The 21,889-nt window shown below is 64.2% G+C and carries 21 protein-coding genes and 1 pseudogene; 11 read left to right on the forward strand and 11 right to left on the reverse strand.

Translation table 11 applies throughout. The annotated features are described in order from the left end of the window. Positions 1-3: 3 nt before the first annotated feature. Together LK12_RS21075 and LK12_RS21080 are read right to left on the reverse strand one after the other, a co-directional pair. Entirely contained in the window at positions 4-522 is a 519-nt protein-coding gene (locus LK12_RS21075) for a 3'-5' exonuclease (protein ID WP_039288635.1), read from the reverse strand. Positions 523-552: 30 nt separating this feature from the next. Beyond that, positions 553-1,549 (reverse strand): annotated as a pseudogene (locus LK12_RS21080) (adenosine kinase). Positions 1,550-1,683: 134 nt separating this feature from the next. Between LK12_RS21080 and LK12_RS21085 the strand changes: the two are divergent. Together LK12_RS21085 and LK12_RS21090 are read left to right on the forward strand one after the other, a co-directional pair. Beyond that, entirely contained in the window at positions 1,684-2,121 is a 438-nt protein-coding gene (locus tag LK12_RS21085) for a hypothetical protein (RefSeq protein ID WP_197063610.1), read from the forward strand. Between the two features lie 71 nt (positions 2,122-2,192). Continuing rightward, positions 2,193-3,137, forward strand: a complete 945-nt coding sequence (locus LK12_RS21090; RefSeq protein ID WP_039288637.1) for a hypothetical protein — start codon at positions 2,193-2,195, stop codon at positions 3,135-3,137. Between the two features lie 42 nt (positions 3,138-3,179). Here LK12_RS21090 and LK12_RS21095 read toward each other — a convergent pair whose 3' ends face one another. The 4 genes from LK12_RS21095 to LK12_RS21110 all read right to left on the reverse strand — a co-directional run bounded on the left by LK12_RS21095 (position 3,180) and on the right by LK12_RS21110 (position 7,463). Beyond that, the gene (locus tag LK12_RS21095) at positions 3,180-4,874 is read right to left on the reverse strand and encodes a long-chain-fatty-acid--CoA ligase (protein WP_039289685.1); all 1,695 of its coding nucleotides are present in this window, start codon (positions 4,872-4,874) and stop codon (positions 3,180-3,182) included. Positions 4,875-4,984: 110 nt separating this feature from the next. Next, positions 4,985-5,692: a DUF1013 domain-containing protein gene (locus tag LK12_RS21100; protein WP_039288639.1), complete on the reverse strand. Its 708-nt coding sequence runs from the start codon at positions 5,690-5,692 to the stop codon at positions 4,985-4,987. Positions 5,693-5,822: 130 nt separating this feature from the next. Then, positions 5,823-6,437: a glutathione S-transferase family protein gene (locus LK12_RS21105; protein WP_039288641.1), complete on the reverse strand. Its 615-nt coding sequence runs from the start codon at positions 6,435-6,437 to the stop codon at positions 5,823-5,825. 24 nt (positions 6,438-6,461) lie between these two features. Continuing rightward, on the reverse strand, positions 6,462-7,463 hold the full coding sequence (locus LK12_RS21110; RefSeq protein ID WP_039288643.1) for an NAD(P)H-quinone oxidoreductase: 1,002 nt from the start codon (positions 7,461-7,463) through the stop codon (positions 6,462-6,464). An 88-nt stretch (positions 7,464-7,551) separates the two neighbouring features. Here LK12_RS21110 and LK12_RS21115 point away from each other — a divergent pair, with 88 nt between their 5' ends. From LK12_RS21115 to LK12_RS21140, 6 genes are all read left to right on the forward strand, one after another. Next, positions 7,552-7,770: a DUF1192 domain-containing protein gene (locus LK12_RS21115; RefSeq protein ID WP_039288647.1), complete on the forward strand. Its 219-nt coding sequence runs from the start codon at positions 7,552-7,554 to the stop codon at positions 7,768-7,770. Positions 7,771-7,903: 133 nt separating this feature from the next. Then, the gene (gene clpA / locus LK12_RS21120; RefSeq protein WP_039288649.1) at positions 7,904-10,282 is read left to right on the forward strand and encodes an ATP-dependent Clp protease ATP-binding subunit ClpA; all 2,379 of its coding nucleotides are present in this window, start codon (positions 7,904-7,906) and stop codon (positions 10,280-10,282) included. A gap of 64 nt (positions 10,283-10,346) precedes the next feature. After that, positions 10,347-11,351 (forward strand): ligase-associated DNA damage response exonuclease, encoded by a 1,005-nt coding sequence (locus tag LK12_RS21125; RefSeq protein ID WP_039288652.1) that lies wholly within the window; start codon positions 10,347-10,349, stop codon positions 11,349-11,351. Beyond that, on the forward strand, positions 11,351-12,943 hold the full coding sequence (locus tag LK12_RS21130; RefSeq protein WP_039288654.1) for a cisplatin damage response ATP-dependent DNA ligase: 1,593 nt from the start codon (positions 11,351-11,353) through the stop codon (positions 12,941-12,943). Before LK12_RS21125 ends, LK12_RS21130 begins: the two co-directional genes overlap by 1 nt. Positions 12,944-13,019: 76 nt before the next feature. After that, positions 13,020-13,430, forward strand: coding sequence for a group II truncated hemoglobin (locus LK12_RS21135; RefSeq protein WP_039288657.1), 411 nt, complete (start codon positions 13,020-13,022; stop codon positions 13,428-13,430). Positions 13,431-13,472: 42 nt separating this feature from the next. Beyond that, complete coding sequence (locus LK12_RS21140; RefSeq protein WP_039288660.1) at positions 13,473-14,117, forward strand: YoaK family protein; 645 nt, start codon at positions 13,473-13,475, stop codon at positions 14,115-14,117. On the opposite strand, the gene LK12_RS21145 is transcribed toward LK12_RS21140, so the two are convergent. The 5 genes from LK12_RS21145 to LK12_RS21165 all read right to left on the reverse strand — a co-directional run bounded on the left by LK12_RS21145 (position 14,101) and on the right by LK12_RS21165 (position 18,312). Next, positions 14,101-14,382 carry a DUF167 domain-containing protein gene (locus LK12_RS21145; RefSeq protein ID WP_039288662.1) on the reverse strand — a complete coding sequence of 94 codons (282 nt, stop codon included), beginning with the start codon at positions 14,380-14,382 and terminating at the stop codon, positions 14,101-14,103. The genes LK12_RS21140 and LK12_RS21145 overlap by 17 nt on opposite strands. Next, a complete protein-coding gene (locus LK12_RS21150) occupies positions 14,382-14,942 on the reverse strand; it encodes a gamma carbonic anhydrase family protein (protein ID WP_039288664.1) in 561 nt (186 codons plus the stop codon). Before LK12_RS21150 ends, LK12_RS21145 begins: the two co-directional genes overlap by 1 nt. Before the next feature lie 89 nt (positions 14,943-15,031). Next, positions 15,032-15,610: a GNAT family N-acetyltransferase gene (locus tag LK12_RS21155; RefSeq protein ID WP_039288666.1), complete on the reverse strand. Its 579-nt coding sequence runs from the start codon at positions 15,608-15,610 to the stop codon at positions 15,032-15,034. Beyond that, positions 15,603-16,598, reverse strand: coding sequence for a porphobilinogen synthase (gene hemB / locus LK12_RS21160; RefSeq protein WP_039289687.1), 996 nt, complete (start codon positions 16,596-16,598; stop codon positions 15,603-15,605). The genes LK12_RS21155 and hemB overlap by 8 nt, the downstream gene beginning before the upstream one ends. Before the next feature lie 76 nt (positions 16,599-16,674). Then, entirely contained in the window at positions 16,675-18,312 is a 1,638-nt protein-coding gene (locus LK12_RS21165) for a M23 family metallopeptidase (RefSeq protein WP_039288668.1), read from the reverse strand. A 199-nt stretch (positions 18,313-18,511) separates the two neighbouring features. On the opposite strand from LK12_RS21165, the gene LK12_RS21170 reads away from it, so the two are divergent. From LK12_RS21170 to fdxA, 3 genes are all read left to right on the forward strand, one after another. After that, positions 18,512-21,061 (forward strand): helicase-related protein, encoded by a 2,550-nt coding sequence (locus LK12_RS21170; RefSeq protein ID WP_039288670.1) that lies wholly within the window; start codon positions 18,512-18,514, stop codon positions 21,059-21,061. Positions 21,062-21,122: 61 nt separating this feature from the next. After that, on the forward strand, positions 21,123-21,413 hold the full coding sequence (locus tag LK12_RS21175; protein ID WP_039288671.1) for an RNA-binding S4 domain-containing protein: 291 nt from the start codon (positions 21,123-21,125) through the stop codon (positions 21,411-21,413). A gap of 18 nt (positions 21,414-21,431) precedes the next feature. Next, positions 21,432-21,770, forward strand: coding sequence for a ferredoxin FdxA (gene fdxA, locus LK12_RS21180; RefSeq protein ID WP_039288674.1), 339 nt, complete (start codon positions 21,432-21,434; stop codon positions 21,768-21,770). The last annotated feature ends 119 nt before the right edge of the window (positions 21,771-21,889 follow it).

Raw genomic sequence — 21,889 nt, forward strand, 5'->3', positions numbered from 1 at the left:
GGATCAGTAACTGAGGCCCCGGGGCGGCTCATCCAGCAGCAGCTTCACCACCATGGCCAGCCGCTTCGCATCTTCGCGCGCCAGGTGTTCCTTGGGCAGGCGACGCTTGGCCTCTTCAAGGGCGGTGACGACCTGCGGACGAGAGTACCCGCGCTTCTTCATGAACTCGCCGAGAAAGCGGACTGGAAACGGTGGCGTGGTTCCCGCCGCGTGGCACAGCAGTTCGAGCCAGTACTGATCGAGATCGGCATCGGCGTAGACGTTGCAGTCGTGGACGAAATTGCTCAGTTCCGCGACCACCTGCTCGGGCGGCAGTCCTTCCTGTTCGAGCATCGCGCGACTGATGCCATGCAGTTTTTCCGCCTCTGGCGACCAGTCCCAGTGCTTCCAGGCCTCGACGGGCCGGATTAGCCAGGCACGACTGTCTCCGTCGGTCCGGGCGACTGCGACTTCAATCGGGAAGGACTGACCGTATTCGGGCAGGCAGCTCGCTTCGAAATCGATCAACGCCGGACAGTTCAATCGCGTTTCCCTTTCCTATCTGGCCTGGAATCACCCCATCCGTTCGGCAACGAAGGCCTTGAGGTCGCGCTCGGCGCGAGCGCCGTAGTGGGAAATGATCTCGCTGGCACAAATCGCACCCATCCGCAGGCAATCGTCGGTTGCCATTCCGCGAACATGCCCGAACAGGAAACCGGCTGCAAACAGGTCCCCGGCTCCCGTCGTGTCGACCACCCGGTCGATAGGTTCGGCGGCGACTTCGCTGCGAACGCCGTCAGCAATCGCGACCGCGCCATCGGCGCTTCGCGTCACCACCAGCGTCGGGATCTTCGGCGCAAGTTTGGCAAGGCCGGTTTCGAAATCGGCCTCCTTGGTCAACGCGGCCATTTCGTGTTCGTTGCAGAAGAGCACGTCGATTTCGCTCGCTTCGATCAACTCGACGAAATCGTCGCGATGCCGATCGATGACGAATGTTTCCGATGGCGTGAAAGCGACCTTGCGGCCAGCCCGGCGCGCGGCCGCAATCGCCTTGCGCATGGCCGCGCGTGGTTCTTCGGGATCCCACAGGTAGCCTTCGAGATAGAGCACGGCGGCATCGGCGATCACGGTCTCGTCGAGCGCTTCCGGCGGCAGGTGCTGCGAGGCGCCGAGGAAGGTATTCATCGTACGCTGGCCATCCGGGGTCACGAAGATCAGGCACCGGGCCGTCGGCGGATCCCCCGCCCGGGCCGGAACCGAGAACTGGATACCGGCCGAACGGATGTCGTGCGAAAAGACGTCGCCCAGCTGGTCCTGCGCAACCTGCCCGATGAATCCGCACTTCGCGCCGAGCATGGCGAGCCCGGCAAGGGTATTGGCCGCAGACCCCCCCCGAGATCTCCCGCGCCGGACCCATCGCGTCGTAGAGGCTGCGCGCCTGGTCCGTGTCGATCAGCATCATGCCGCCCCGGGCGAGACCCAGTTCGTCAATCAGGCTGTCCTCGCAATTGGCGATAACGTCGATGATGGCGTTGCCGATGGCGACGACATCCAGGCTCGGTTGCGTCATGGGGAAAACCTGTCCTTGAATTGGCGGGAAGAGCAATGGACCGCGAGTAGCGTGCGGCCCGCCGCTCCGCAACCGTCAGCCCGAAGCGGAGCCGTTGACAGGCGATGCCCGCCGCGCAATGCGATGGGCCGATCATGACCAAACCGCATCCGCGACCGACCCTCGCCCGCATCCGTGCCCCCCTGGCTGCCTGTTCGCTAGCGTTGCTGCTCACGGCCTGCGCCGGGGGCGTCGCCAGCACGCAACGCCCCTCTTCTGGTATTCCCACGGTACGGCAACCAACGCGCACGGTACCGCGCGAGCCGCAGTTCCAGTCCATTCCCGGACTGGAGGGCGTGATCGGCGCCACGCAAAAGCAATTGGTCCGCGAATTCGGCGATCCCCGTCTCGATGTCTGGGAAGGCGATGCCCGCAAGCTGCAATTCACCGGCACGCCCTGCGTCCTCGACATCTATCTCTACCCTACCTCGCGTTCGCGCGAGCCGCTGGCGACCTACGTCGACGCGCGCCGCGCATCCGACGGCCAGGATGTGGACAGGGCCGCCTGCGTCGCCGCGCTCAGGCAAAGATAGCCGGTTTAACGCCAAATTAGACTTATGCTGCCACTGGTTTCCCGACGATTATTTGCGGGAGCCGCAATACGATGAGCATGCATTTCAGCGAAATCGCCGAGCAGGCACTGGCGGACGGCGAGATCTGTAGCGACGATGTTCTTGCGCTGCGCCAGGCCGGTTGGGCCAATGGGCGAATAGACCCGGAACAGGCCGAGGTCATCTTCGCCATAAACGGGCGGCTCGACGCCCCGAGCCGGGAATGGGCGGACTTCTTCATCGAGGCCATCGGCGAATACGTGGTCAACCAGCTCGAGCCGCGCGGTTACGTCACCGAAGGCAATGCGGACTGGCTGATCGCCCATGTCGAGCGCGACGGCCGGCTTCACTCGATCACCGAACTCGAACTGCTGGTTCGCGTGTTCGAAAAGGCGCTCAACGTGCCTGACAGCTTGCGCACCTACGCCCTTCGCCAGATCGAGGATGCCGTGCTTACCGGGGTCGGCCCCACCCGCTGCGGTGGCGAACTGGCGGCCGGGAATGTGACCGCTGCAGAAGCGCAGATCATGCGCCGTATCCTGTTCGCGTCCGGAAGCGAGCGCCCGGCGGGCGTAAGCCGCCGCGAAGCCGAAATGCTCTTTCGCATCAAGGACGAGACTCTGCAGGGCGAAAACGCCGCGGAATGGAAACGGCTCTTCGTTCAGGGCGTCGCCAACTATCTGCAGGGATTTACTTCGCACACACCGATGTCACGAGAAAGGGCCGCGCAGCTCGAGGCGTTCATGAACGACCGGACCTCTTCGGTCGGCGGTTTCATGGTGCGCGCCGTTCGCAGCATCGCCACGGTGAACCGCAAAGGCATCGTGTTTGGCCGCAAGGAGGCCAAAGCCAGTTTCGCGTCTCTCGCCCAAATGGCAGTGCGTGTCACCAACGACGAGCAGACCTGGCTCGACGACAGGATCGACGCAAACGGCAAGGTCGATGAATACGACGAAGCTCTGCTGACGTTCCTTGCCGAGGACGGGCACACGCACTGAACGCAGGCCCGGCGGGCCTACGGCGCGAAAAAGGGCGCCAATTCAGATTTTCACGGCGCCGAACAGCTCAGCCTTGAGGGCCTTGCGGTCCGGTTTTCCGACCATCGTCCGGGGCAGCGACGAACGCACAACGATCTGATCGACGCGTTCGTGCTTTCCGACGCGGGCATTGAACCATTCGGCAATTTCGTCCGTTCCAGCGCTGGCTGCGGGCTGGAGCACCACGTAGGCGCGCGGGCTTTCCCCGCGATAGGCATCGGGCACGCCGAGCACCATCGCTTCCCTGACGTCGGGATGTTCCAGCAGGACCGCTTCGACCTGGCTGGGAAAGACCTTGAACCCGCCCACCGCGATCATATCCTTGGCGCGGTCGACGATACGCACGTAGCCTTCCTCGTCGATCGTCGCGATATCACCCGTGCGCAGCCATCGTTTGCCGTTGCGCTCGACGAAAGCCGCGCGGTCCGCCTCCGGCCGGTTCCAGTAGCCGGCCATGACCTGGGGGCCCGACACTGCAAGCTCTCCCGCCTCGTCCGTCGGAGCATCCTTCCCGGGATCGTCCTTGTCGAGCAGGCGCAGGTCCGTACCCGGCAGCGGATGACCGATCGAGCCGACCCGTTCGGGACCGTCGAACGGATTTGTCGCGACGACGCCTGCCGCTTCGGTAAGACCGTATCCTTCTACCAGCTTGGCGCCCGTCGATCTTTCGAAGTCGCTTTTGACTCCTGCGGGCAATGGCGCGCCGCCCGATATACACGTGAACAGATGGGAGAAATCGGTCCGGCTCACATGCGGATCGTCGAGCAGTGCCTGAAACATGGTCGGCACGCCCGGCATCGCCGTGGCCTTGACCCGCTCAAGGGTGGAGAGCGTCGCCGCTGGCCTGAACCGGGGAAGCATCGCGATCATGCCGCCATTGCAGATCGTGCGATTCAGCACGCTGGAATTGGCGAAGACGTGAAAAAAGGGCAGCACGCCCATGATCACGTCGCGCGCATGCGCATGAGGATCGATGCATTCGATCTGCCGCGCATTGGCCGTCAGGTTCTGATGGGTCAGCATCGCGCCCTTGGGTGTTCCGGTGGTCCCGCCGGTATATTGCAGCAGGGCCAGGTCAGTGAGCGGCTCGATGTCTACGGGATCGGGATCGTGGTCGGCCAGCGCTGTCGGCCACTCGATAACGTCGGCGCTCACCTGGACAGGCACGGTTTCGTCACGGCGGAACACGCTGAGACCAAGCCTTTGCCAGAACGGCATCTGCGCTCCCAGGCGTGCGACCACCAGCAATTCCAGGTCCGATTCCCGCAGGACCCGTTCGGCGGTCGGCAGCAGCGAGGGCACGTCGAGCGTGACCAGCAGCCGCGTACCTGAGTCAGCAACCTGGACCTCCAGCTCTGATCGGGAATAGAGCGGTGAGAAGTTGACCACCACGGCGCCGCACATCAACGCCCCGAAGTAGGCCGCGAGATAGGTAGGGACGTTTGGCAGGTAGAGCCCGACCCGGTCACCCTTGGCAATGCCGAACGACTGCAGACCCGCCGCAAATCGCCGCGCTTCGCGGTCGATTTGGCCATAGGTGTATGTACGCCCGAGAAAATCTGCCAGCACGCGCTCGCCATGACTGGCCACGCTGGCGGCAAACATGTCCGGCATCGCCAGAGGCGCAAATTCCCGCTCCCATGAGCTGGGATGAGCGTAGCTCATGCGCCATGCGGCGGGGCCGTTCCTCTCGTCCATGCGCGCGACATTGCGCCCAAGGCGGACGCCGGGCAAGCGACTTGTGTTCAGTTGTTAACTTTGCCGACACCAGCAACGCATAAGCGCGGTAGCGATCGGTTTGAGCAGCGTTATTCCCCGCGCTCTTCCGCCGCCTCCGCAGCGCGCTTGGCCTCGAGCCAGGCGGCGGCTTCGGCCTCCTGCGCGGCTTCGCTGGCGGCCTTGGCGGCAGCCTCGCGCTCGGCGCGCAGTTCCTCGATCAGCGCCTCGCGATCGCCGACCAGGTTTTCATCGCCCGATACCTCGTCTTCAATACCGGCCTTCTTGGCGGCCTTGGCGACGATCGCGTCGAGTTCGCGCTGCGAGCACAGACCCAGCGTCACGGGATCCTTCGGCGTGATGTTGGCGATGTTCCAGTGCGACCGGTCGCGGATCGCGCCGATGGTGTTGCGCGTGGTGCCGATCAACTTGCCGATCTGCGCGTCGGAGACTTCCGGATGGTTGCGCAGAATCCAGGCAATACCGTCCGGCTTGTCCTGGCGCTTGGAAACCGGCGTATAGCGCGGCCCCTTGGTACGGCTGACCGTCACCGGCACCTTGTGCATCTTGAGCTTGTATTCCGGATCCTTCTGGCCCTTCTCGATCTCTTCCATCGTAAGCTCGCCAGCGCGCACGGGATCGCGGCCGGTATACTTGCTGGACGCGAGATCATCGGCCATGGCCTGGACTTCAAGCATGTGCAGACCACAGAATTCGGCGATCTGCTCAAAGGTCAGCGCGGTGTTGTCGACCAGCCAGGAGGCGGTCGCGTGCGGCATCAGCGGAGTGGGCTGGCTCATTCTCTATCTCCGGCGGAAACAATAAGGGCCGCCCCTGCGGAGCGGCCGTTCGATGCCGATTTAGGGAAAGTTTCCGGATTCGGCAAGCAAAAGCCTTGATTCTTGCGAAGCGCCCAGCGGATTTCCCGGCTCAGTCCATGGAGACGTATCTTGGCAGGCCCGACACACGGTTGAGCCAGCGGCATACGGCGGGATAGTCGTAAAGCCGGAATCCACCCGCTTCGCAGACGTGGGTATAGGGATAGAGGGACAAGTCGGCGAGGGTGACGCTGTCGCCGACAAACCAATCGCGGGCCGAAAGGTGCTCGTCCATCACGGCCAGGGCAGCTTCCCCGCCCGCGCGCTTGGCCATGATCTGATCCCTCTGGAACGTCGATAGATTCGACTCGCCCACGAACATCAACCAGAAGCGCAAGGTCGCGATGTTGGGTTCATGATTGTACTGCTCGAAGAACATCCAGCGCAGCATATCGGCACGATCGAACGCCTCCGCCGGAATCAAAGGCGAACCTTCGGCGAGATACCAGCAGGCGGCATTGCTCTCGGGCAGAAACCGGTTGCCGATCTGCAGCACAGGAATGCGACCGTTGGCATTCACGTTCTGCAGGAATTCCGACGTGCGCGTCTCTCCGTTCATGATGTCGTACTGCACCCGCTGGATGCGCTTGCCCAGCAAGGCAGCGGTCAGCCGTATCTTGAAGCAGTTCCCGCTGCGCGGGTCTTCATGCAGGATCAGGTCGTCCATGGTGACGTCATCGCATGAGTGACGTCACACCTCCAGCACGATCTTGCCGATGTGGTCGCCGGCTTCCATGCGCGCATGCGCTGCCGAAGCGTCGGCCAGCGCAAAGCGCATGTCCATCACCGGCCGCAGGGCGCCCTCCACGGCAAGAGGCCAGACGTTGGCACGAATTTCCTGCGCAAGCAACGACTTGAATTCATCAGACCGAGGCCGAAGGGTGGAGCCGGTGAGCGTGTAGCGCCGACTCATGACCACAGCCATGTTGATCTCCGACTTGGCCCCTCCCTGCACGGCAATGGTGACATGACGTCCATCCATGGCGAGGCACTTGAGGTTGCGCGCGACGTAGCTGCCCGCAACCATGTCGAGCACGAGATTGACACCGTTTCGGTCGGTGAGCCTTGCCACTTCTTCCACGAAATCGGTCGACTTGTAGTCGATAGCGTGGGCCGCGCCGATCTCTAGCGCCCTGGCGCACTTTTCGGCAGAACCACAGGTAACGATTACGCGCAGCCCGAATTGCTTGCCCAGCATGATCGCCATGGTCCCGATCCCGCTGGTGCCGCCGTGCACGAGGATGGTCTCGCCTTCGCGGGCATAGCCGCGCTCGAAGACATTGTGCCAGACCGTGAACAGCGTCTCGGGCAAGGCCGCCGCCATGTCGAGCGGCATGCCATCGGGAACCGACAGGCAATGCCCGGCCTTGGCCAGACAATACTGTGCATAACCTCCGCCGGAAACCAGGGCGCAGACGGCCTGGCCCACCTCGAGGTCGAGGACGCCCTCGCCCAGCGCCGCGACGGTGCCGGAGATCTCGAGGCCGGGGATTGGCGAGGCGCCCGGCGGCGGCGGATAGTTGCCCTTGCGCTGGACGACATCGGGCCGATTGACCCCGGCAAAGGCCACTTTGACAAGCACTTCTCCCGGGCCGGGCCTTGGGAGGTCCAGGGTAACGGGCTGAAGAACATCCGGGTCGCCGGGAGTCTCGAAGCCGATGGCGGTCATGGTCGCGGGAAGATTAGCCAACATGATGTCACTGTTGCCACACAGTACCAGTGGAGGGGAACTCCTTTCCGGGCATTGACAGCAGAGAATTACAGTCCGATGCTGCAGTGCAATGGACGAGGACGATCGACCGCGGCGGCGGTCGCCCGAGAATGATCTCGGTGCCGCCAGCCTTCTCGCCAGCGAAAGCCTGGAGCGCTATTCGCTGGACGAACTGGATGCACGCATCGTCCTGCTCGAAGCCGAGATCGTCCGCATCAGAGAGCATCGAAGCAAGTCCTCCGCGCACATGGCGGCGGCCGAAGCTTTGTTCAGGCCGAAGACACCGTGATCCGGTCAAGGTTCGCCTCGTTGCCCTTAGCGGCACCTCGCATCCGCTCCGAGCGTTCCTATATAGTTCCTGCACCCTGCTCCGCCACACACTCCCGCAAGGAGAGTCCTCCCTCCCAATGAAAGTGTCCTAAATGCCAAGTTTCGCGCAAAGCCTTGAAAAGACCCTGCACTCGGCCCTGTCTCACGCGTCTGAACGGAGCCACGAGTATGCGACGCTCGAGCACCTGCTGCTCGCGCTGATCGACGATCCGGACGCAGCCCAGGTCATGCAGGCTTGCGGCGTGGACCTTGGCGATCTCGGCGACGTGGTACGCCAGTACCTCGACCAGGAATATCAGTCGCTCAAGACCGAGGAAAAGGGCGACCCCGCCCCGACCGCCGGCTTCCAGCGCGTGATCCAGCGCGCCATCCTGCACGTCCAGTCGTCCGGCAAGGACACCGTGACCGGCGCCAACGTCCTGGTCGCACTGTTCTCCGAACGCGATTCCTATGCCGTGTATTTCCTGCAGCAGCAGGACATGAGCCGGCTCGATGCCGTCAGCTACATCAGCCACGGTATCGGCAAGGGCGGCAAGCGTATCGAGGACCGCAGCCCCAAAGGCAACGACGACGGTGCCGCGCCGCAGGAAGACAAGGCCGAGGCGAAAAGCGCCGGCAACAAGAAAGATTCCGCGCTCGACCAGTTCTGCGTCAATCTCAACGAGAAGGCGCTGGCCGGCAAGGTCGACCCGCTTATCGGCCGCGGCCCCGAAGTGGACCGGACAATCCAGATCCTGTGCCGCCGTTCCAAGAACAACCCGCTCTACGTGGGCGATCCCGGCGTCGGCAAGACCGCCATCGCCGAGGGCCTGGCGCGCAAGATCGTCGAAGGCGAAGTGCCCGAAGTGCTGTCCGAGGCGGTGATCTACTCGCTCGACATGGGCAGCCTGCTTGCGGGCACGCGCTACCGCGGCGATTTCGAGGAACGCCTCAAGCAGGTCGTTTCCGAACTGGAAAAGATGCCGCACGCGATCCTGTTTATCGACGAGATCCACACTGTGATCGGCGCCGGCGCCACCAGCGGCGGGGCAATGGACGCCTCGAACCTGCTCAAGCCGGCGCTTTCGGGCGGCACGATCCGCTGCATCGGGTCGACCACCTACAAGGAATTCCGCAATCACTTCGAAAAGGACCGGGCCCTGCTGCGCCGATTCCAGAAGATCGACGTGAACGAGCCTACGGTCGAAGATACCGTCAAGATCCTTCGGGGCCTTCGCTCGGCCTTCGAGGAACATCACAAGGTCAAGTACACGACCGATGCGATCAAGACCGCCGTGGAGCTTTCGGCCCGGTACATCAACGACCGCAAGCTGCCCGACAAGGCGATCGACGTGATCGATGAAGTGGGCGCCATGCAGATGTTGCTGCCGCCCAGCCGCCGCAAGAAGACGATCACAGCCCGCGAAATCGAGGCGGTGATCGCAACCATGGCGCGCATTCCGCCCAAGTCGGTCAGCAAGGACGACAAGAAGGCGCTCGAGAACCTCGAACGCGATCTGAAGCGCGTGGTCTTCGGCCAGGACAAGGCGATCGAGGTTCTTTCGACCGCCATGAAGCTGAGCCGTGCAGGCCTGCGCGATCCGGACAAGCCGATCGGTTCGTTCCTGTTCTCCGGTCCGACCGGCGTCGGCAAGACCGAAGTCGCCAAGCAGCTGGCCTCGATCATGGGCATACCCATGCAGCGCTTCGACATGTCCGAATACATGGAGCGCCACTCGGTCAGCCGGCTGATCGGCGCACCTCCGGGGTATGTCGGCTTCGATCAGGGCGGCCTGCTTACCGATGCCGTCGACCAGCAGCCGCATTGCGTCCTGCTGCTCGATGAAATCGAGAAGGCCCACCCGGACCTTTTCAACATCCTCCTGCAGGTGATGGACAACGGAAAGCTGACCGATCACCACGGCAAGACCGTCGATTTCCGCAACGTGGTGCTGATCATGACCACCAACGCGGGCGCTTCGGACATGGCGCGGCAAGGCATCGGTTTCGGCGACGTTTCCAAGGAAGACGCCGGCGACGAGGCGGTGAAGAAGATGTTCACCCCCGAGTTCCGCAACCGGCTCGATGCGATCGTGCCGTTCAGCTACCTCGCCAAGGAGACCATCAGCCGGGTCGTGGACAAGTTCATCCTCCAGCTCGAGCTGCAGCTGGCGGACCAAAACGTCCACATCCAGTTCGACTCCGATGCCCGTGCATGGCTGGGCGACCGCGGTTACGACCGCCTCTACGGCGCGCGCCCGATGGGTCGCGTGATCCAGGAGCGGGTCAAGCAGCCGCTGGCCGAGGAACTGCTGTTCGGCAAGCTGGCGCATGGCGGCGAAGTCCATGTCTCGGTCAAGGACGGCGGACTCAACTTCGAGCTGACGCCTTCCGCGCCGAAGGTGAGCAAGTCCAAGAAGCGCAAGGCCCCGGTCCGCAAGACTCCGGCGAAGAAGACCGGACCGCAGCCGGAGGAAAGCACCGACGACTGAGGCCAATGCCGATAACTGACATGATGGGGTGGAACCTGACGGGTTCCGCCCCATTTTTGCTTGCATGCCTCGCGATTTTTCCTGGATCCGACCCGAACCCTGGGGGATCCATGTCGTTCCCGCCGACTGCTGGATAGACCCGGCCCGGCCCGTCGACCGGGCGCTGATCACTCACGGCCATGCCGACCACGCGCGCGGCGGCCATGGCACGACCATGGCGACACGCGAAACGCTCGCGATCATGAAATTGCGCTACGCTACCGACGATGGAGCAGTGCCGGTCGCCTACGGGGAAACTCTCACCCTTCCCGGCGCCGTGTCGGCCACCTGGATCCCCGCCGGCCACGTATTGGGGTCGGCCCAGATCCTGCTTGAACATGCCGGCGAGCGGATTGTCGTGACGGGCGATTTCAAGCGGCGGCCCGATCCCACTTGCGCCGCATTCGAGGTCACCCCCTGCGATATCCTTGTCACCGAGGCCACATTTGGCCTTCCCGTCTTCCGGCATCCGCCCGCTGAACGGGAAATCTGCAAGCTTCTCTCGGTCCTGGCCGCCAATCCGGAACGCTGCGTCCTTGTCGGCGCCTATGCATTGGGCAAGGCCCAGCGCCTGATCGCGGAACTGCGCCAGGCAGGGCACCACGACGTGATCTGGCTGCACGGTGCAATGGAGAAGATGTGCCGGCTCTACGAAGAGCACGGGGTGAATCTCGGCGAACTCGGTCTGGTTTCGGACGCAAACAAGGAGCAATTGCGCGGGAGCGTGGTCGTGGCACCTCCGTCCGCCTTGAACGACCGCTGGAGCCGTCGCCTGCCCGATCCGGTCACCGCCATGGCGTCCGGCTGGATGCGCGTGCGGCAGCGGGCCCGCCAGCGCATGGTCGAACTGCCGCTCGTTATTTCCGACCATGCCGACTGGGACGAACTGACGCAGACCGTCGTCGATATCGACCCGAGCGAAACCTGGATCACGCACGGGCGGGAAGAGGCCATGTTGCGCTGGTGCCAGCTCAACCAGCGACGGGCCAGGGCCCTTGCCCTGGTGGGGTACGAGGACGAGGACGACTGATGGAAGCCTTCGCCCGACTGCTCGATGCGCTGGTCTACACCCGCAGCCGCAACGCCAAGCTCAAGCTTCTGGCCGACTACCTGCACGATACCCCGGATCCGGATCGGGGCTGGGCGCTGGCCGCACTTACGGACGGGCTCGATTTTCCCGCAGTGAAAAGTTCAACCATCCGCAACCTGATGAGCGAGCGCATCGACCCGGTGCTGTGGACCCTGAGCCGGGACTATGTCGGCGATTCGGCGGAAACGGCGAGCCTGCTCTGGCCGGAAAGCGATACGGTGCCTTCGCCGCCGTCCATCAGCGAAGCCGTGGGCCACCTTTCGCGCATGACCCGCGCCAACGTAATGACCGAACTGCCGGTCCTGCTCGACCGCCTCGACGCGAACGGGCGTTACGCCCTGCTCAAGCTGGCGACCGGGGCGATGCGCATCGGCATATCGGCGCGGTTGGCCAAGACGGCTTTCGCGCAGGCCTTCGACGTCGCCGTGGAGGATGTCGAGGAGCACTGGCACGGCCAGCAGCCGCCGTACACGGAACTGTTCGCATGGGCTGCACATGGTGCGCCGCCCCCGGACACGGAAAACCTTCCCTTGTTCCGGCCCTTCATGCTCGCCCATCCCCTGGACGAAGGGGAAGTCGACCTGGCGGAGTTCGCGGCAGAGTGGAAATGGGACGGAATCCGCGTGCAGGTTGTACGGGCAGGGGGCGAAACGCGGGTCTATTCCCGATCGGGCGACGACATCTCCGCCACCTTTCCCGAAATCACGCAGGCGCTGGAAATCGACGCCGTGCTGGACGGCGAACTGCTCGTGCGGGGAAGTCATCAGGGGGGAGCCGAGGGTGGCGCGGCGAGCTTCAACGCCCTGCAACAAAGGCTCGGCCGCAAGACCGTATCAAAAAGGATGCGGGCCGAATTGCCGGCCTTCGTGCGGCTCTACGACGTACTGATCCTAGAAGGCGAGGACCTGCGCGAACGGGCTTGGCACGAGCGGCGAGACCGGCTCGAGGCTCTGGTCGCCGATCTCGATACCGAGCGGTTCGACCTGTCGCAGGTGATCGAGGCGGACGATTTCCCGGCTCTGGCCGCCTTGCGCGAACGCGCGCGTGACGACGCCATCGAGGGAGTCATGCTCAAACGCCGCGCCAGCCCCTACGTGGCGGGAAGAAAGACCGGGTTGTGGTACAAGTGGAAGCGCGATCCGCTGTTGGTCGATTGCGTGCTCATGTATGCCCAGCGCGGCTCGGGCAAACGCTCCTCCTTCTATTCGGACTACACGTTCGGCTGCTGGGACGGCGATCCGGATGCCGGCGCGGATCTGCTGCCGGTGGGCAAGGCCTATTTCGGTTTCACCGACGAGGAGTTGAAGTGGCTCGACAGATACGTACGCAACCACACCGTCGACCGCTTCGGACCCGTGCGCGAAACGGACAAGTCGCTGGTATTCGAAGTGGCCTTCGATTCCGTCCATGCCAGCAAGCGGCACAAGTCGGGCCTTGCCATGCGCTTTCCCCGCATCAACCGGATTCGCGCAGATAAGCCCGCCCACGAGGCCGATCGGATCGATGCGCTGCGCGCGCTGGTGCGCGATTGATCGCGATCAAGGTTTCACGTGAAACCAAGGCGCTAAAGACGCACCATAAGCCCCCTTGTTCCGGAGAGATCAGCCTGTGACCGTTGAAGCGCCTGCGAAGCCGACCGCCAATCCCAACGCGCCTTTCTATCGCCTCGGCGGCGCGCCCGTATTCGAAGCAATCTGCAACCGCTTCTACGACCTTATGGAGCAGGATTCCGCCTACGCGGAACTGCGCGCCATGCACGCGCCCGATCTGGCCCCGATGCGCGAATCGCTACCCAAGTTCCTCGCCGGCTGGGCCGGTGGGCCGCGCGACTGGTTCGAGGCCAACCCCGGCCGCTGCATGATGAGCATCCACAAGCCGTTCACGATCACCAAGGACACCGCCGGCCAGTGGGCGGAGGCGATGCAGCGGGCCATTGCCGACGTCGCGCCCGAGCCAGCCGACATGGCCAAGGCCATGGGCGAGGTTCTGGGAGACCTCGCCCGCGGAATGGGACGCTGACACCACTCGTCAGCGCGGCATCATGCCGCTAGTCTCGGCTTCGTGCACAGCCTCGACCGACCCCGAAAAGCGCTTGCCGCCGCCCTTTCAGCCCTCGCCGGGTATGTCGATGCGGTCGGGTACCTGTCGGCAGATCGCTATTTCGTCTCCTTCATGTCGGGCAACACCACGCGGTTCGCCACCGATCTGATCACCGAGGGCCTGAGAGCCGCGATCCCCGCCCTTCTCATTTTCGGCTTCGTGCTGGGCGTGGCCGCAGGCAACGTCACCGCGTTCAGGGCCGGGCCCTGGCGCAAGCCCGCAGTACTGCTGCTGGTGACGCTGCTCCTGCTTCTTGGCGGCATCTCCACGGCGACAGGCCACCGCTCCACGATGATGGCCTGCCTCGTCCTGGCCATGGGCGCTCTCAATAATTCGCTGCAGCACGACGAGACGCCAGTGCCACTTACCTATCTCACCGGCGCGCTGGTCCGCATCGGGCAGTCGCTGGGCTCGAAAATCACCCGTCGCCCGCAAGAGCCGGCCTGGCCATTCTTCGCGATGTGGGCTTCGCTGGCGAGCGGAGCCGCGTTCGGATCGCTCGTCTTTCTCTCGCTGGGACGTGCCAGTCTCTGGGTCGCAGTCGCGGCTTCGGCTGTGCTCACGCTTATCGGGTACAGGATTGCGCGGGCTAACCTGGGATCCTGAACTGCTTTTCCCGACAAGTTGCGCCGCGCAACAGTTCGAGACGGGACGGTGCCATTCCCAGCGCCGCTGCAAGCAGACTGCGCACGGCATCGTTGGCCTTGCCCCCTTCGGGCTTGGCGCGCACCTTGGCAAGCAACCGGCCTTCCGAAATCTCGAGCGCTTCCACGCGCGCGCCGGGCGTGACGCGAACGGCAAGCCGCCCCTGGGAATCTATGAGCGCAAGAACGGCCTCCGCGGCCGGAAAGTCCGCTTTGGGCCGCGCCATCAGGCTTTCAGGCCGAGCGCCTCGGCATGCATGCGACCATTGATGACATAGCCCTTCACTCCGGCCTGGTTCGCTTCGATTGCGGCATCATCCAGATCGCGCAGGTGCTTGGCGGGCCGCCCCATCCAGAGCTGACGCGCGCCGATCCGTTTGCCGGTGAGCATGGCGCCTGCCGCAAGCATACCGTCGCTTTCGATGTAGCTGCCGTCCATGACGATCGCCCCGAGCCCGACGAAGGCGCGGTCCTCGAGCGTGCAGCCATGGACCATGGCCATGTGCCCGATCAGCACATCTTCACCGATTATTGTTGGAAAACCATCTGGATTCAATGGCTTAGGGCTATCGCAGTGGACGACCGTCCCATCCTGAATGTTGCTGCGCGCGCCGATGACGACGCGATGCACATCGGCGCGAATTACGCAGTTGTACCATACACTGGCATCGGGTCCTATCTCGACATTGCCGATGATCCGGCATCCCGGCGCAATGAACGCGCTCGAATGGATCCTGGGAGACTTCCCGTTGATGGCGGCCAGGGTGATGTCTGTGCGTTCGCTCATGTGATCTCTCTAACGTCGTGCCCAAAACCCCCCATGGGCCAGGGCACAAGGCGAGCGCAAGCCTGCAAAAAGTGCAGGCCGTCAGCCGCTCACGATTTCCAGGCGTCCCGGGCCAGCGAATAGACGATCGTGTCGCACAGCGGCGGATCGAAGCGGCTGTCCGTATAATCGAGGTCTTCTCGCCGCGTCATGCCGAGACGTTCCATCAGGCCCCAGCTCGCGGCATTCCCGGGAACGGTGATCGCGTAGATCACCTCGGCGCCGAAGCGGTCGAAACCGGCATCGAGCGAGGCAATCGCCGCTTCCTTGGCGTAGCCCCTGCCCCATGCATCCTCGCGCAGGCGCCAGCCGATCTCGAATTCACCGAGGATGTCGGCATCGGGCGCGTCGGCACGCTTGAGACCGCAGAACCCAAGCACTTGTCCCGCGAGGTGCCCGCCATCGTCCTTGCGCTCGACGATCCAGAAACAGTGGCCGTACTTTTCCTGGAAGCCGATCATGCGACCTTCCAGCATGCCTATCGTAGCCTCGTCCATCAGCCCGCCGAGCCAGCGCATGACTGCAGGCGTGTTGGTCACCGCGACGAACCGATCGACATCGCCCGGCCCCCAGCCGCGCAGCGTCAGCCGGTCGGTTTCCAGACGAAAGGGTGTAGTCGCTTCAACCATTTAGGAGCCGTGCGGCATGCGCCGCGTGATAGCTCAATACCCCCGAACACCCTGCACGCTTGAAGGCCAGCAGCGTTTCCAGCACCAGGGCATCGCGCTCGCCGGCGCCAGCGGCGACCGCTGCCTCGATCATCGCGTATTCGCCGGAGACCTGATAGGCAAACACCGGCACCTCAAAGGTGTCCTTCACGCGCCGGACAATGTCGAGGTAGGGAAGGCCGGGCTTGACCATCACGCTGTCCGCGCCTTCGGCCAGGTCCATTTCCACTTCGCGCAAGGCTTCCTCGGCATTGGCCGGGTCCATCTGATAGGTTTTCTTGTTGCCTTTCAGGAGACCGCCCGAACCAACGGCATCGCGGAACGGACCGTAGAATGCCGAAGCATATTTGGCGGCGTAGCTCATGATCTGGACATTGGCATGGCCTTCGTCCTCGAGCGCGGCGCGGATCGCGCCAATACGGCCATCCATCATGTCCGACGGCGCGATGATATCCGCGCCCGCAGCGGCCTGGTTGAGCGACTGGCCGACCAGCATTTCCACCGTCTGGTCATTGAGCACGTAGCCGTCCTCGTCGATCAGGCCGTCCTGACCGTGGCTGGTGTAGGGATCGAGCGCCACGTCGGTCAGCAGACCGATCGAATCGCCCAGCGCATCGCGGATCGCCCGGATCGCCCGGCACATGAGGTTGTCGGGGTTGAGCGCTTCCTTCCCGTCCTCGCTGCGGCGCTCGGGCTGGGTGTTGGGAAACAGTGCCAGGCACGGAATGCCCAGGTCCACCGCCTCCTTGGCGCGCACCACGATCTGGTCCACCGACCAGCGCGAGACGCCCGGCAGCGACGAAACGGGCTGTTCGATCGCGTCGCCTTCGGTGACGAACAGCGGCCAGATCAGGTCCGCGGGCGTGAGCTGCGTTTCACGGTGCATCGCACGGCTCCAGGCCGTGGCGCGCACGCGGCGCAGGCGAGTGTGGGGATAGGTTCCGGACATGGCCGGGTGATTGCCGGAAAATGCCTTGCGGTTCAATTGCGCAAGATGCGGCGCGACTTGCGCAATCGACGGGTCGTCAGCCGATCTTCTTCGGTGCCAGTCGGTCGATCTCGCGCTCGGCCTCGGCATGTTCGCTCGGCGCGGCAGCCATGGGTCCCAGCGCGGCGCCCGGCTCGACGGTCAGCAACGACTTGAGCCTGGCCTTGAAGGCATCGCGCTCCTTGGCGTCGATCTGCGGCCGCGAAACGATACTGATACCGGCAGGATTGATCGTGTGGCCGTTGCGGTAGGCTTCGAAATGCAGGTGAGGTCCGGTCGACAGGCCGGTAGAACCGACATACCCGATCACCTGCCCGGCACGCACATGGCTTCCCGACGATACGGCGATACGGCTCATGTGGCCGTAGCCGGTACCCAACCCGCCGGTGTGCTGGATACGCACGTACTTGCCATGGCCACCGTGGCGCCCGGCGTAGGTCACGGTACCATCGGCCACGGCATAAATGGGGGACCCATAGGACGCGCCGAAATCGATGCCGGAGTGCATGCGCACGTATCCCAGGATGGGATGGCGGCGCATGCCGTAACGCGAGGTGATGCGACCGGCCACTGGCTGGCCGATCGGCACGCTGCGCGGCTTGCTCAGCGCGGTTGCCGAGAACATCTGGCCGTCCTTGCCCCAGCGCAGCAATTGCAGGCGCGGCTTGCCGTCGCGCTCGATGCCCGCGTAGAGCAGCTTCCCGACCTGGCGCTCTCCCTTGGCCGAGCGCTTGTAGGCCACGATCATGTCGAACTCGTCGGACGCGCCGATGTCGTCCTCGAGGCTGAGATACTTGTCGACTGCCTGCAGGTAGGGCTGGATGGCCGCGACCGGCGCGCCGGCATTGCGCGCGGAGCGGTAGAGACTGGAACCCACCGTGCCGCGAATGCGCAACGGCGTTTCATCGACGGCGATGGGATGACGCACCAGCGCGAGATTGCCGTCATCACCCCGTTCGATCGAGAGATCGAGGTCGAAGCGAGCGCGGAAGCCGATCGCGTCGAGCGCCCGCGAGGCGTTCGGTTCCGGGCGTTTGCCCAACGTGATGTCGAACTGCGTGCCGGATGCGATGTCCTCGACTGGCATGGCATTGCCGATCAGTTCCGAAACGCGGGTGATATCGCTGCCCCCGACTCCGGCGCGCTCGAGCATACGGCTGAAGCTGTCGCCCTGGCTCAGCGTGGAAACGAGCTGGATACTGGGGCGCTCAGGGACTTGCGCAAGCGGCCTGACCAGGGGGCTGGCGCCCATGTGGCGACCGCTGTCGGCGCCGAAGGCCAGCGGGGCGATGCTCTGGCTGCGGAATTCGTCGCGCTCGCGGTGCTCGACCGGCATCGCTGTCGCTGCTTCGACTTTGGAAAAGTCGGGCCACATGGCGATGGCGGCCGCGCTCAAACCGAGCAGCGTAGCGAGGCCGCGCATCCATTTGCGGCTGCCGATATCGCTGGCAAGGTCGGGTGCCAGGTCGACGTGTGCGCACCAGGCTTCGAACTGCTGGCAGCGTTGCGAAAAGCGCTCGAAGAGGCTGGGCCTGTCCGGCTCGTCATAAGGGCAGCGGAGCCACACCTCGTCGGCCGCGGGCGGATCTGTCAGGACATGCGCGTGCGACAGGACGACAGCGTCGCCTGCACCATGGCGGATATCTCCACCGCTTTCTTCAAGCGCCTTGAACAAAACGCCCCGCTTCCCGTTTCAACCCGACGTAATGCAACCCTTGGATCCCCATGGAAGGGTGAAGATCCCGATCCGGACCTTCATCAATTTCCTTGCCCGCTCAAGGTTAACACCACCCTAATCCTGTGGATTCCGGACCTTCTTTTCGGTGAGTCGACACTTGCGAGCGGCGGGCGGCGATGCCACATTCGTGTCCGAGATGGTTCACGCTCCGCACGTCTCCTCACGTCAGGACACCCCAAGCGGGGTGAAGGCGGTGCTCGGGCCGACGAATACCGGCAAGACGCATCTCGCCATAGAGCGCATGTGCGCGCACTCCAGCGGCATGATCGGCTTTCCCCTGCGACTGCTGGCGCGCGAGGTCTATGACCGGGTCTGCCATATCAAGGGCGAAAGGAACGTCGCCCTGATCACCGGTGAAGAACGGATCGAACCGAAGGACGCGCGCTACCTGCTGTGCACGGCGGAGGCCATGCCCATCCTCGATCGCTCCATGGCTTTCGTTGCCATCGACGAAGCTCAGCTGGCGGCCGATCGGGAGCGCGGCCACGTCTTCACCGATCGCCTCCTGCATGCGCGCGGGCGCGAGGAAACGATGATCCTGGGTTCCTCGACCCTCGAACCGATGGTCAAGGCGCTGGTGCCGGAAGCCGAGATCGTCACGCGCCCCCGGTTTTCCACTCTCACCCATGCCGGAGCGAAAAAGCTCAGCCGTATTCCTCCGCGCAGTGCCATCGTCGCCTTCTCCGCCGAGCAGGTCTACGCCATTGCCGAGATGCTGCGCCGGTTCCGCGGCGGCGCGGCTGTCGTCATGGGAGCGCTCAGCCCGCAGACGCGCAATGCCCAGGTTGCGCTATACCAGTCGGGCGAAGTCGACTATCTGGTCGCCACCGATGCCATCGGCATGGGCCTCAACCTCGACGTGGAGCATGTCGCATTCGCCGGCCTATCCAAGTTCGACGGCCGGCGCCATCGCCGTCTCACTTCCGCGGAAATGGCGCAGATCGCCGGCCGCGCCGGCCGACACCAGAAGGACGGAAGCTTCGGCACGCTGACCGGGCACGGCGGACATGATTCCGAATTCGAACCCGAAGAAATCTATGCCATCGAGGAGCACCGCTTTCCGCCCCTGACGAAGCTCTTCTGGCGCGAGCCGGAGCCGCGCTTCGACAGCCTCGAAACACTCATCGCCGATCTCGAGACGCCGCCGCTGCGCCCCGAACTGGCGCCCGCGCCGGAAGCAATCGATCTTGCCGTCCTCAGGCGCCTCGCCGAAGATCCGCAGATCGCCGGGAGCGTTCGCGGCGCGGCCCAGGTCGAGCGCTTCTGGGAAGCCTGCCGCCTGCCCGATTTCCGCCAGCAGGGAGTGGAAACCCATTCCCGGTTCGTCACCCGGCTGTGGCAGGACCTGCGCGAAGGCGAACTGGGCGCCGACTTCGTAGCCGGTCAGATCGCCCAGCTCGACCGGACCGGCGGCGATATCGACACGTTGCAGGGAAGGATCGCCGCAATCCGGTCCTGGGCCTACATCGCGCAGCGGCCCGACTGGGTGCTGGCGCGCGACGAGATGGCCGCGCGGGCCCGCGCGGTCGAGGCTCGACTTTCCGATGCGCTTCACGGCAAACTGACCGAACGATTCATCAATCGCAGGACCGCTGTACTCATGAAGAAACTGGGGCCCGATGCCGGGCTGTTGTCCGTCCGGCTCGAGGACGAGGAAGTTCTTGTCGAAGGCGAGCACATCGGCTCGCTGCGCGGCTTTGCCTTCAAGGTCGATCCCGGTACGCGGCTTTCCGACCGCAAGCTGCTGCTGGCCGCCGCCGAAAAGCACCTTGCATCCCTGCTGCAGGAACGCGCCGACACGCTCGCCGACGCGATTCACGCCGGTACGGCGGAAATTGGGTTCGAAGACGGAGACCTCGTCTGGGACGGCGAACGCATCGGCAAGCTCTCGGCCGGGCGGTCCCTGCTTGCGCCGGTCCTGGTGCCGGACCGCACGCTCGACGCGATTCCCGGTCCTTCGCGAAAAGCGCTGGTGGCAGCGCTCGAGATCTGGCTCGAAACCGCGCTTTCTCCACTGGAGCCGCTGCGCAAGCTGGATGAAGCGAGCCGCGCGGAAGACGCCGGGCCCGACCTGCGCGCCCTGCTGATCACGCTCGTGGAGCGCGGCGGCATGACGTCACGCGAACAGTCGGGCGTCGACAATCTCGACAAGCATCGCCGCACGATGCTGGCGCGGCTCGGCGTGCGGGTCGGCGCGCTGGATCTTTTCGTGCCGGCCATGCTGCGTCCGAAGCCGATCGCCCTTTGGCGGCTGCTCGCCCGTATCGCCGGGAAATCGCCAGCTGGAGGAACCCCGGAAACGGAAATGCCGCCTGCCCTGCCCGCCACTCGGCATGGCCGCGTCGCTGGCTATCGCAATCTGGGCAAGCAACTGATCCGCCTCGACATGGCCGAGAAGCTATTGCGCGAGGCCCATGAGGCGCGCAGCACGGAAAAGGCGCGCGACTTCAAGCTGGACCCGGCGCGGGCAGTCTCGATGGGGCTGACGACCTCCAGCTATTCGCGCCTGCTACGTCTGGGCGGGTTCCAGGCGATCGTGCCGCGTCCCCTGTCCGAGGAAGCGCATGGTCCTCCTGCCCCGCTACGCTGGCGCTGGCGGCCACCGCGTCGAAATCCCCGACAAAATCGCCAGCCGCGTGCACGCAAGGACAGCGCCTTCGCCGCCCTGGCGGACATGGTCCGGTGACACGCCGGTCTTTCGCCGCGGTTGCGGCCGAAACCTGCGGAAACGGTCGAAAGGCGCGCCAATGAGGGTCGACAAGCTGCTGTGGTACCTGCGCTTGGCAAAGTCCCGGTCCGTCGCCCAGGCGATGGCGGCAGGTGGACACATGCGCCTGAACGGTCGGCGCGTAGACCGGGCCCACCAGAAAATCGGTGCAGGAGACGTGCTTACCATCCCTGCAGGTGGCGGAGTGCGCATAATCGAGATACTTTCGCTGCCGCCGCGACGTGGGCCGGCGCCGGAGGCACAGGCTTGCTACAGAGTGCTTGACGGACGGGCCGTTGATCCCATAGCAGCATTCGTCAACGATGCCTGAGAGAAGGAATTTGCCACAATGACCTATGTCGTCACCGACGCATGCATCCGGTGCAAGTACACGGATTGCGTGGAGGTCTGCCCAGTCGATTGCTTCTACGAAGGCGAGAACATGCTCGTCATCAACCCCAGCGAGTGCATCGATTGCGGTGTCTGCGAACCCGAATGCCCGGCCGAGGCCATCCTGCCCGACACGGAAAGCGGCCTTGAGCAGTGGTTGGAACTGAATACCAAGTACTCGGCCGAATGGCCCAACCTGACGTCCAAGAAGGACGCGGCTCCGGATGCCGACGAGCACAAGGACGAGGAAGGCAAGTTCGAGAAGTACTTCTCGCCGGAACCCGGCGAAGGCGACTGATCGCGGTGGGCGAGGGCCCGTCACGCACACGAAACGTAGTCGATAGACGACTGCCGCAGGCCACGACCTTGCGGGATGAAATGCGACGTTTCGCCATCCGGTTGGCGGGCTGAAGGGAA

This window comes from Novosphingobium malaysiense (assembly GCF_000802225.1).
In the GTDB taxonomy this organism is placed as follows: domain Bacteria; phylum Pseudomonadota; class Alphaproteobacteria; order Sphingomonadales; family Sphingomonadaceae; genus Novosphingobium; species Novosphingobium malaysiense.

What these genes read in the sequence shown, in the direction of transcription:
- LK12_RS21085 (WP_197063610.1), top strand. Translation starts at nt 1,684, where the DNA reads ATGACCAAACCGCATCCGCGACCGACCCTCGCCCGCATCCGTGCCCCC.
- LK12_RS21090 (WP_039288637.1), top strand. Translation starts at nt 2,193, where the DNA reads ATGAGCATGCATTTCAGCGAAATCGCCGAGCAGGCACTGGCGGACGGC.
- LK12_RS21095 (WP_039289685.1), bottom strand. Translation starts at nt 4,874, where the DNA reads ATGGACGAGAGGAACGGCCCCGCCGCATGGCGCATGAGCTACGCTCAT.
- LK12_RS21100 (WP_039288639.1), bottom strand. Translation starts at nt 5,692, where the DNA reads ATGAGCCAGCCCACTCCGCTGATGCCGCACGCGACCGCCTCCTGGCTG.
- LK12_RS21105 (WP_039288641.1), bottom strand. Translation starts at nt 6,437, where the DNA reads ATGGACGACCTGATCCTGCATGAAGACCCGCGCAGCGGGAACTGCTTC.
- LK12_RS21110 (WP_039288643.1), bottom strand. Translation starts at nt 7,463, where the DNA reads ATGTTGGCTAATCTTCCCGCGACCATGACCGCCATCGGCTTCGAGACT.
- LK12_RS21115 (WP_039288647.1), top strand. Translation starts at nt 7,552, where the DNA reads ATGGACGAGGACGATCGACCGCGGCGGCGGTCGCCCGAGAATGATCTC.
- clpA (WP_039288649.1), top strand. Translation starts at nt 7,904, where the DNA reads ATGCCAAGTTTCGCGCAAAGCCTTGAAAAGACCCTGCACTCGGCCCTG.
- LK12_RS21125 (WP_039288652.1), top strand. Translation starts at nt 10,347, where the DNA reads ATGCCTCGCGATTTTTCCTGGATCCGACCCGAACCCTGGGGGATCCAT.
- LK12_RS21130 (WP_039288654.1), top strand. Translation starts at nt 11,351, where the DNA reads ATGGAAGCCTTCGCCCGACTGCTCGATGCGCTGGTCTACACCCGCAGC.
- LK12_RS21145 (WP_039288662.1), bottom strand. Translation starts at nt 14,382, where the DNA reads ATGGCGCGGCCCAAAGCGGACTTTCCGGCCGCGGAGGCCGTTCTTGCG.
- LK12_RS21150 (WP_039288664.1), bottom strand. Translation starts at nt 14,942, where the DNA reads ATGAGCGAACGCACAGACATCACCCTGGCCGCCATCAACGGGAAGTCT.
- LK12_RS21155 (WP_039288666.1), bottom strand. Translation starts at nt 15,610, where the DNA reads ATGGTTGAAGCGACTACACCCTTTCGTCTGGAAACCGACCGGCTGACG.
- hemB (WP_039289687.1), bottom strand. Translation starts at nt 16,598, where the DNA reads ATGTCCGGAACCTATCCCCACACTCGCCTGCGCCGCGTGCGCGCCACG.
- LK12_RS21170 (WP_039288670.1), top strand. Translation starts at nt 18,512, where the DNA reads ATGGTTCACGCTCCGCACGTCTCCTCACGTCAGGACACCCCAAGCGGG.
- LK12_RS21175 (WP_039288671.1), top strand. Translation starts at nt 21,123, where the DNA reads ATGAGGGTCGACAAGCTGCTGTGGTACCTGCGCTTGGCAAAGTCCCGG.
- fdxA (WP_039288674.1), top strand. Translation starts at nt 21,432, where the DNA reads ATGACCTATGTCGTCACCGACGCATGCATCCGGTGCAAGTACACGGAT.